Source organism: Arthrobacter sp. ZGTC212 (assembly GCF_002929255.1).
Classification (GTDB): Bacteria; Actinomycetota; Actinomycetes; order Actinomycetales; family Micrococcaceae; genus Arthrobacter_B; species Arthrobacter_B sunyaminii.
On the sequence record NZ_PJIJ01000095.1, the window covers coordinates 1 to 514 of the forward strand.

At 63.8% G+C, this 514-nt stretch carries 1 protein-coding gene; it reads left to right on the top strand.

Annotated features, from left to right (window positions below; all coding sequences use genetic code 11):
* On the top strand, window positions 1-514 hold a 514-nt coding region (locus CXQ89_RS18075), incomplete at both ends, for a diguanylate cyclase domain-containing protein (protein ID WP_146067321.1).

Genomic DNA, 514 nt, shown 5'->3' on the forward strand with positions numbered 1-514 from the left:
GGTGCGCGCCAGCGACACGGTGGCGCGACTGGGTGGCGACGAGTTCGTGGTGATGCTGGAAAACCTCGGCGATGACCCGCTACGCGCAGCGGGCCAGGCCGAGCACATCGGCATGAAGCTACTGAACTCACTGGACCGGCCGTATCGCCTGGCCGATCTCGCGCTGTACAGCAGCGCCAGTATCGGCGTGGTGCTGTTCGGTGCCGAAGCCAGCAGCAGCGACGAGCTGATGAAGCGCGCCGACATGTCGATGTACGAAGCGAAGATTTCCGGCAAGAACGCCCTGCGCTTCTTCGATCCGCGCATGCAGCTGGCCGTGCAGGAACGGTTGCGTCTGGAGGAAGAGATTCGCCTGGGCTTGAAGAACGGCGAATTCATACTCAATTTCCAGCCGCAGCTGGAGCAGACCGAAGGCATCATTGGCGCCGAGGCGCTGGTGCGCTGGCAGCACCCGCTGCGCGGTCTACTCACTCCAGCGGCATTCATCGCCCAGGCCGAACACGCCGGTCTGATC